The 8,508-nt window shown below is 67.1% G+C and carries 9 protein-coding genes and 1 pseudogene; 2 read left to right on the forward strand and 8 right to left on the reverse strand.

Annotated features, from left to right (window positions below; translation table 11 throughout):
* Positions 1-38: 38 nt before the first annotated feature.
* The 4 genes from otnI to ltnD are packed head-to-tail and all read right to left on the reverse strand — an operon-like array spanning position 39 to position 3,757.
* Complete coding sequence (gene otnI, locus M8009_RS16135) at positions 39-833, reverse strand: 2-oxo-tetronate isomerase (protein ID WP_250063055.1); 795 nt, start codon at positions 831-833, stop codon at positions 39-41.
* A gap of 10 nt (positions 834-843) precedes the next feature.
* The gene (gene otnC / locus M8009_RS16140) at positions 844-1,491 is read right to left on the reverse strand and encodes a 3-oxo-tetronate 4-phosphate decarboxylase (protein ID WP_250063057.1); all 648 of its coding nucleotides are present in this window, start codon (positions 1,489-1,491) and stop codon (positions 844-846) included.
* Positions 1,488-2,819 (reverse strand): 3-oxo-tetronate kinase, encoded by a 1,332-nt coding sequence (gene otnK / locus M8009_RS16145; RefSeq protein ID WP_250063060.1) that lies wholly within the window; start codon positions 2,817-2,819, stop codon positions 1,488-1,490. Before otnK ends, otnC begins: the two co-directional genes overlap by 4 nt.
* Positions 2,820-2,821: 2 nt before the next feature.
* Positions 2,822-3,757: an L-threonate dehydrogenase gene (gene ltnD, locus M8009_RS16150; protein ID WP_430886920.1), complete on the reverse strand. Its 936-nt coding sequence runs from the start codon at positions 3,755-3,757 to the stop codon at positions 2,822-2,824.
* A 120-nt stretch (positions 3,758-3,877) separates the two neighbouring features.
* Here ltnD and M8009_RS16155 point away from each other — a divergent pair, with 120 nt between their 5' ends.
* Positions 3,878-4,909: a LacI family DNA-binding transcriptional regulator gene (locus M8009_RS16155; protein ID WP_250063062.1), complete on the forward strand. Its 1,032-nt coding sequence runs from the start codon at positions 3,878-3,880 to the stop codon at positions 4,907-4,909.
* 15 nt (positions 4,910-4,924) lie between these two features.
* Here the strand turns inward: M8009_RS16155 and M8009_RS19240 are convergent.
* Positions 4,925-5,113 (reverse strand): annotated as a pseudogene (locus M8009_RS19240) (helix-turn-helix domain-containing protein); the annotation flags it as partial.
* The gene (locus M8009_RS16160) at positions 5,025-6,131 is read right to left on the reverse strand and encodes an FAD-binding oxidoreductase (RefSeq protein WP_250063064.1); all 1,107 of its coding nucleotides are present in this window, start codon (positions 6,129-6,131) and stop codon (positions 5,025-5,027) included. The gene M8009_RS16160 and the pseudogene M8009_RS19240, both read right to left, overlap by 89 nt.
* Positions 6,132-6,460: 329 nt before the next feature.
* Between M8009_RS16160 and M8009_RS16165 the strand changes: the two genes are divergently transcribed.
* Positions 6,461-7,747, forward strand: coding sequence for an aromatic ring-hydroxylating oxygenase subunit alpha (locus M8009_RS16165; RefSeq protein ID WP_250063066.1), 1,287 nt, complete (start codon positions 6,461-6,463; stop codon positions 7,745-7,747).
* Between the two features lie 130 nt (positions 7,748-7,877).
* Here the strand turns inward: M8009_RS16165 and M8009_RS16170 are convergent, their stop codons facing one another.
* Together M8009_RS16170 and M8009_RS16175 are read right to left on the reverse strand one after the other, a co-directional pair.
* Positions 7,878-8,117, reverse strand: a complete 240-nt coding sequence (locus M8009_RS16170; protein WP_250063068.1) for a hypothetical protein — start codon at positions 8,115-8,117, stop codon at positions 7,878-7,880.
* 18 nt (positions 8,118-8,135) lie between these two features.
* The coding region (locus M8009_RS16175; protein ID WP_284047868.1) for a molybdopterin dinucleotide binding domain-containing protein at positions 8,136-8,508 on the reverse strand (373 nt) is incomplete at its 5' end.

Below are 8,508 nucleotides of genomic sequence, written 5' to 3' on the forward strand. Positions count from 1 at the left end.
CGTCTGGTGTCCTCTTGTTGTCGTGGTAGATCCGTTGCTCACGGCCTCAGGCCATGCTCCCGGCCCCATCCGAGGCCCTCGCGGGTGCCGTTGGCCGGACGATACTCGCAGCCCACCCAGCCCGAGTAGCCGAGCGCCTCCAGCCGCGCGAAGAGTGCGGGGTAGTGCACCTCGCCGACGTCCGGCTCATGTCGCTGCGGCACGCCGGCGACCTGTACGTGGCCGACTCGCTCGAACTGCCGCTCCAGTTGGCGGGTCAGGTCGCCGTCCATGATCTGGCAGTGATAGAAGTCGAGCTGCAGCCGCAGGTTGGGCTCGCCCACTTCCTCGAGGATCGCCATCGCCTGGCCCTGCCGGGAGAGGTAGTAGCCCGGCATGTCGCGGGTGTTGATGGGCTCGATCAGCACCTCGCGATGGCACTTCGCCGCTTCACGAGCGGCGAAACGCAGGTTCGCCACATAGGTGGCCCGGTGGGCGGCCCGCGTCTGGGCATCGGCATCCGGAGCAAGCACCCCCGCCATGGCATGCACGCGGGGACAGTCGAGCGCCTCGGCATAGCGAAGCGCCTCGACCACGGAATCGCGGAACTCCGCCTCTCGGCCAGGCAGGCTGGCGATGCCCCGCTCCCCCGCCTCCCAGTCGCCGGGAGGCAGGTTGAACAGCACCTGCTCGAGGCCGGTCTCATCCAGCGCTGCGTGAAGGGTCTCGGGGGCATGGGCGTAGGGGAAGAGGTACTCGACGCCGCGGAAACCGACAGCTTGCGCGGCCGCGAAGCGGCCGAGGAAGTCATGCTCGGTGAACAGCATGCTCAGGTTGGCGGCCAGTCGGATCATCGTCGGCTCCTCAGTCACGGGGGAAACGGGCCTCGAGCTCGGCCACCTGTTCCGGTGTCAGGGCGCGCGGATTTCGGCCGTGCAGCAGCAGATAGAGCTTGGCGGTCTCCTCCAGCTCCTCGGTGGCGTAGACCGCCGCTTCCAGGCTCTTGCCGGCCACCACCGGGCCGTGATTGGCAAGCAGCACGGCACTGTGTTGCCCCGCCAGGCCGCGCACCGCATCCCCCAGCTCGGGATCGCCCGGCAGGTGATAGGGCACCAGCGGCAGCTTGCCCACTCGCATCACGTAATAGGCGGTGAGCGGTGGAATGCAGTCACAGGGGTCGATATCGGGCAGGCAGGAGACCGCAACCGAATGGGTCGAATGCAGATGCACGATGGCCTCGGACTGGGGGCGTTCGGCATACATGGCCATGTGCAGGAAGTGCTCCTTGGTAGGCCTGTCGCCATCCTGCCAGCGTCCCTCGCCGTCGAGGCGCGAGATGCGCGCCGGGTCGAGCCGACCCAGACAGGCGTTGGTGGGGGTCATCAGCCAGCCGCCATCGTCCAGCCGAAGGCTGATGTTGCCGCTGGAGCCCATGGTCAGGCCTCTGTCGAACAGCGACTTGCCCAGCGTGACAATCTGGTCGCGCAGTCGCGTCTCGTCGTGGCGGCTCATGCGCTCCCCTCCTCTGCGGTCAGTTCCTCCAGCACGGTGAAGGCCCGGGTGAAGAAATCCTCTGCGCCGAAGTTGCCGGACTTGAGCGCCAGCGACAGCGGTGCCTCTCGGCCGGGCCAGGGCGCCTGGGTCCAGGGCACCCCGGGGTCGATCTGGCCACCGATACGCAGCTGACGGATGCCCAGCGCAGAGACCACCGCACCAGAGGTCTCGCCGCCGGCGACCACCAACCGGCCGACGCCTTCGTCGACCAGGGTGCGCGCCAGCTGGCCCATCGCCTGCTCCACCTGCTCACCGGCACGCTCGACCCCGAGCGCCGCCTGGGCCTCCCGGACCCGCTCGGGCTCCGCGGAGGCATAAACCAGTACCGGGGCGCCGTCGGCCAGCTGCTCGCGGGCGAAGGCCATGGCCTCGGTGAGGTGGGAGTCGTCCTCCGCCAGCGCCAGCGGGTCCAGGGCGAAGCCGGGGTGGTGCTCGAGGAAGTGATCGACCTGGCCGAGCGTGGCACGCGAGCAACTGCCCGACAGCACCAGCGCTCCGCCGGCGGCCGGCGACAATCGCCCCGGCTCGGAGACCTCGTCAAGCCAGCCCCGGCGGCGATACTGCTCGGGCAGTGCCTGCCCCAGCCCCGACCCGCCGGTCACCAGAGGGTAGTCGACCAGTGCCTCGGCGAGCACGGCGAGGTCGTCCTCGTCCAGGGTGTCGCAGATCACATGGCGCACGCCCTGTTCCGCCAGGGAACGGAGATGGGCGCGTGTGACATCGACACCACGGGCCAGCACCGGTCGAGCCGCCAGGCCCACCGCATGGGGCGTCTGGCGCCCCAGGAAGCGCACCAGGTCGGCATCCGTCATCGGGTTGAGCGGATGGTGCTCCATCCCGCTCTCGTTGAGCAGACGATCACCGACGAACAGGTGGCCCTGATAGACGGTACGGCCATTGGCCGGGAAGGCCGGGACCATCACCGTCTGGGTGCCACCCAACCGTTCTGTCTGTGTCGCCCGAAGCCGCTCCAGCAGGGCATCGGCAACGGGACCGATATTGCCGGCGTCGGTGGAATCGAAGGTCGAGCAGTACTTGAAGAATATCTGCCTGGCGCCCCGGGCCTGCAGCCACTCCAACGCTGCCAGGGACTCCTTCACGGCTTCGCCGGAAGGGCAGGAGCGGGTCTTCAACGCCACCACCACCGCATCGACATCGCCGATGTCTGTCTCGGCGGTCGGCACGCCGATGGCCTGCACGCAGCGCATGCCGGCACGTACCAGATTGTTGGCGAGATCCGTGGCCCCGGTGAAGTCATCGGCGATGGCACCCAGCACGATTGCCATGATCAGGCTCCTTCAGCGTCGTTGGCCGCCTCTGGCAGCGTGATAGCCGACAACCGCTCGTAGACCTTGATCACGGCCGCGTCATCCTCGCGGCCGAAGCCAGCCCCCTTGGCCGCGGTGAACTGCTGCAGTGCAGAAGACGCCACCGGTGTCGGCAGGGCCAGCTCACGCCCGGTCTCGTGGACGATGTTGAGATCCTTGACGAAGATATCGACGGCGGACAGCGGGGTGTAGTCGCCCTTGAGGATGTGCGGCACCCGGTTCTCGAACATCCAGGAGTTGCCCGCCGAGTGGGTGATCACTTCGTAGACGGTATCCGGGTCGAGTCCCATGCGGATGCCCAGGGCCATCGCCTCGGCGGCAGTGGCGATGTGCACGCCGGCGAGCAGCTGGTTGACGAGCTTCATGCTCGAGCCCACGCCGGGCGTGTCTCCCAGCCGGTAAACGGTGGCGGCCATGGCATCGAGGGCGGGCGCCGCCATGGCGAAGGCACTCTCGGCGCCCGAAGCCATCACCGACAGCTCGCCGCTGCGCGCCTTGGCGGCGCCGCCGCTGATCGGGGCATCGAGCATCTCGATTCCCGCGTCGGCGAGCCGCTCTCCCAGGCGACGCGCGATGCTGGGAGCCACCGTGGCACACTGCAGGACAAGGCCACCACGACGCAGGGAACCCACGACCCCCTGGTTGCCGAACAGCACCTGCTCGACCTGATCGGCATTGACCACGACCAGCAGCACGATGTCGCTGCAGGCTGCCAGAGCCGCCGGCGTCTCGGCGCTCTGCCCGCCGCGCGCCTCGAAGGCCTCGCGTGCCGCGGCGGAGATATCGCAGCCCGTGACCTCCAGGCCACTCTCGAGCAGCGCAGTAGCCGTGCCCATGCCCATGGCTCCCAGGCCGATGACGCCGACGCGGGGCGCCCCTTTGGTTGCATCGCTCACCTGCTGGCCTCCTGATTGCGGATTCATCTCCGTGACTGGTAGCGCTAACATGTTAGCGCTACCATCTTTCTAGTTGATCGCATCCGGCACAGCAAGCCATGAGCACAAGGGGCACGACCAATGTCTAATTCGAACCCAGGCCCGCGACGGCGGCGCGGTTCCGATCAGCCCACTCTTAAGCAGGTAGCTGATGCGGCAGGCGTCTCGCCCATTACCGTATCCCGCGCCCTCAACACGCCCGAGCGAGTCAACGAAGCCACTCGCGCTCGGGTAATCGAGGCCGTGGATAAACTGGGCTACGTGCCCAACCTGGTGGCCGGAAGCCTCGCGTCCGCCAGCTCCCGCTTCATCGCGGTGATCGTGCCGTCACTGGCCAACGCGGTGTTCATCGAGGTGATTCGCGGCTTGCAGGAGACCTTCGAGGCACGCGGCTATCAGATCCTGCTCGGCAACACCGACTACGACCTGGACCGCGAGTATCAACTGGTGCGCACCTTCCTGGGCTGGTCCTGCTCGGCGCTGGTCACGGCCGGGCTACGGCACAGCGACGCCTGTCACGGTCTACTCGGCCACTGGGACAAGCCGGTCATGGAAGTGATGGAACTGGGCGAGGCTCTGGACCTGAATGTCGGCCTCGACCACCAGGAAGCGGGGCGCTGCATGGCCCGCCATCTTCTGGGACGCGGGTACCGTTCAATCGTCTACGTAGGGGCCTGCCTGGACAGAGATTACCGAGCCGGAATGCGCTTCGCGGGGCATTGCCAGGTACTCGATGCCGCCGGCCTGGACGCTCCCCTGATCGAGCTCGACCGACTGGGCAGCCTGGAGGCAGGCGCCGCCGGACTCGACCAGGTCCTGGGCGATTTTCCCGAGGCCCGCGCCATCCACTTCGCCAACGACGACCTGGCGACCGGCGCCCTGCTGCATGCTCAGCGTCTCGGCCTGCGGGTCCCCGGGGACATCGCCATCGCCGGCTTCAATGGCCTGCCGTTAGGCCAGCACGTCACCCCACGTCTGACCACCATCCAGTCACCCCGCGAGGCCATGGGCCGACTGGCGGCGGAGCAGGTCTTGAGACGACTGGATCACCAGCCGGTGACGCAACAGCAGCAGGATGTGGGTTTCACACTCATGGTCGGCCAGAGCACCTGAGACCGGGCCGGTGGGGCGCGAAACGCCCAGCCGCCGGGCCACCTGGCTGATATTCCATCGGGCCATCTTGAGCAGCTCATGGAGGAAAGCCAGTCCGAGCGGCGACGCAGCGCGGTCAATACTCCACCACCACGTCGCCCAGGGGCTTGCTGCAGCAGGAGAGGATATAGCCGTCCGCCACGTCCTCGTCGGTGATGCCGCCATTGTGCTCCATGTCGACCTGGCCCGAGGCCAGTGGCACCCGGCAGGTCCCGCAGATCCCCATGCCGCAGGCCTTGGGAATATGCAGGCCCAGCTTGGCCGCCGCGGTGTGCACCGTGTCGCCCGGCTGGATGCGCACGCTCTTGCCGGACTGGCGGAACTCGACGCTGATCATGTCGGCGATATCGAGCTCCTCGGCCTCGGCCTCGGCCTGCTCGACGTGCTCGATCACCTCCTCCTGGACCGCCAGCGGCGTGGCACCGAACGACTCCTCGTGGTAGCGGCTCATGTCGAAGCCCTTGGCCCGAAGCAGCTTCTTGATGGCTTCCATATAGGGCGTGGGGCCACAGCAGAAGATCTCGCGCTCCATGAAGTCCGGGGCCATCAGCTCGAGCATCGGCAGGCCGAGGTAGCCGCGGAACCCGGCCCAGGCATCTCCCAGCTCATCGCTGCGCTCGCACACGATATGCAGCCCGAACTCGGGAATCCGCGAGAAGATGTGCTCGAGTTCGCGATGAAAGATGATATCGCGCGGCGTCCGTGCGCTGTGCACGAACTGCAGGTCCACCGCCGCGTTGGTATCGAAGAACCAGCGTGCCATGGACATCAGGGGCGTGATCCCCACCCCGCCGGAGAGCATCAGCACCTTGTCGGCGGGGTAGTCGATGACGTTGAAGTTGCCCGCCGGCCCATGCACCGCCAGTTCGTCGTTGACCCCCAGGTTGTCGTGCAGCCAGTTGGACACCAGGCCACCCGGAATGCGCTTGACGGTGATCGAGAAGCTGTAGGGCACGGAGGGCGAGCTGGAAATGGTGTAGGAACGCATCACCTGCTGGCCCTCTATCTCCAGCTCCAGCGTCACGAACTGCCCGGGCTTGAAGAAGAACATCACCGGCTGCTCGGCCATGAAGCAGAAGGTGCGGGTATCCCAGGTCTCCTGGATCACCTTGACGCAGCGCACCAGGTGACGGCCGTTGGTCCAGGTCTGGGTGGTGACGGGATTAAGAAAGCTCATTGTCATTGTCGTATCGCCCGGGCTGCAGCATGAAGGCCTCCGGCGGCGGTACTGCCGCCTGCCGTTGAGCGCATTCTGCGCAGCTCGATGCTCCACGGCTTGCCTGCCAGCGACACGGACATGCCCGTGGTCTCCGGCCAGACCGTCTATTTACAGGGGGCGCGTCGCTGCCGCATCACCGGGCGTCGTGGCCAGACAATCGCCCCCCGAGACGCTGATCCACACTCGCCGCAACCCGCCACCGTCATTGCCCGTGAGCGGCCATCGACAGGTTCCCGCATTTCCCTTAACAACCCCGAGGCCGCCTGAGCGGCCCAGTCAGAGGATGTATCGCCATGGACCCCATGTCTCCCGCTCGCCTGGATGACCCCCTGGCATCGGCACGCGAGGCCACTGCCGAGATGCTGACCCAGCGCCGTCGTCACTTCTCGCTGCCCCAGCCCTTCTACAACGATGCCCGGCTGTTCGCCCTGGACATGCAGGAGATCTTCGAGAAGGAGTGGCTCTTCGCCGGCATGACCTGCGAGATTCCCGCCAAGGGGAACTACATGACCCTGGAAATCGGTGATAACCCGGTGATCATCGTGCGGGGTGACAACGGCAAGATTCACGCCTTCCATAACGTGTGCCGGCATCGCGGCTCCCGGCTCTGCGTCAGCGACAAGGGCAAGGTGGCCAAGCTGGTCTGCCCCTACCACCAGTGGACCTATGAGCTGGATGGCCGGCTGCTGTTCGCCGGCAGCGACATGGGCACGAACTTCGACCTCGCCGCCTACGGGCTCAAGCCGGTACATGTGCGCAGCGCCGGCGGCTACCTCTTCGTCAGCCTGGCCGAGGAGCCGCCGGCCATCGACGACTTCCTCGAGAGCCTGGCGCACTACCTCGCCCCCTACGACATGGAGAATGTCAAGGTTGCGGTGGAGTCCAGCATCATCGAGCAGGCCAACTGGAAGCTGGTGATCGAGAACAACCGCGAGTGCTACCACTGCAATGGCGCCCATCCGGAGCTGCTCAACTCGCTGCAGGAGTTCGACGACAGCGACGACCCGCGCGCCACGCCGGCCTACAGGGCGCTGGTGGAGCGCAAGCAGCAGCAGTGGGAGGAGCTGGGCGTGCCCTGGCAGCTCAGGCGTCTGGGCAAGCGCAACCGCCTGACCCGCACCCCGCTGCTGGAGGGCACCGTCTCGATGACCATCGATGGCCAGCCGGGATGCCGCAAGCTGATGGGCCACCTGCCCAGCGCCGACCTCGGGGCCCTGCGCATCCTGCACCTGCCCAACTCCTGGAACCACTTCATGGGCGATCATGCCGTGGTGTTCCGGGTGATGCCGCTGGGGCCCCAGCAAACGGTGGTGACCACCAAGTGGCTGGTCCACAAGGACGCCGTGGAGGGTGTCGATTACGACCCCACTCAACTGCGCCGCGTCTGGGATGCCACCAACGAGCAGGACCGTCGCCTGGCGGAGGAGAACCAGCGCGGGATCAACTCCCGGGGCTACGAGCCCGGCCCCTACTCGGAGACCTACGAGTTCGGGGTGATCGACTTCATCGACTGGTACGCCGAGAGCCTGCTGGAGAACCTCGGCCATACCGCCCCGCACCTGAGGGTGGTGGAGGGCTGAGGCCACGCCTCGTGCCGACATGTCCGCATCATGACATGGCCCCGACGGAATACCGTCGGGGCCATGTCATTGGCGCCCAGGCGCAGGCGCCATGCCGCGCACCTAACCGTGGTCCGGGCGTCGCCGCAGCTCAGCGAACCAGTGGCAGGAGATGGGTCTCCAGGGCCCGGCGGACCGAGGGCAGCAGGATCTCGCGCTTGCCCTCGAGCTCGCCGACCAGCTCGGTAAGCCCGGGCACGCCCCCCTCGAGCGCGCAGCGCCGGGCCAGCCGGGCGCTGCTCTCGGGACAGGCGCCCTCCGGTATGTGGATGCCCAGCGCCACCAGGCGATCACGGAAATCATCGCCATCGATCAGCTCGACGATCATCATGGGCCGCCCTCCTCCGTTTCAGTCATTCTCCGCCAGCGCCGCCTCGGCATGGCCCAGGCGGCAGGCCGCGTACTTGAACTCGGGGATCTTGCCGTCGGGGTCCAGCGCCGGGTTGGTCAAGAGGTTGGCCGCCGCCTCCACATAGCAGAAGGGCACGAACACCATCCCCTCCATCATCTGCGGGTCGACCCGCGTCTTCAGGGTGATGGCGCCCCGCCGGGTGGTGATGGTGATCGGCTCGCCCGGCGTCATGCGCAGGCGCACCAGCTCGGCCGGCGCGAGGCTCGCCACCGCCTCGGGCTCGAGGTCGTCGAGCACCCGGCTGCGACGGGTCATGGAGCCGGTATGCCAGTGTTCCAGCTGGCGCCCGGTGATCAGCACCGTGGGGTAG

It is taken from the genome of Halomonas gemina (genome assembly GCF_023554995.1).
In the GTDB taxonomy this organism is placed as follows: domain Bacteria; phylum Pseudomonadota; class Gammaproteobacteria; order Pseudomonadales; family Halomonadaceae; genus Halomonas; species Halomonas gemina.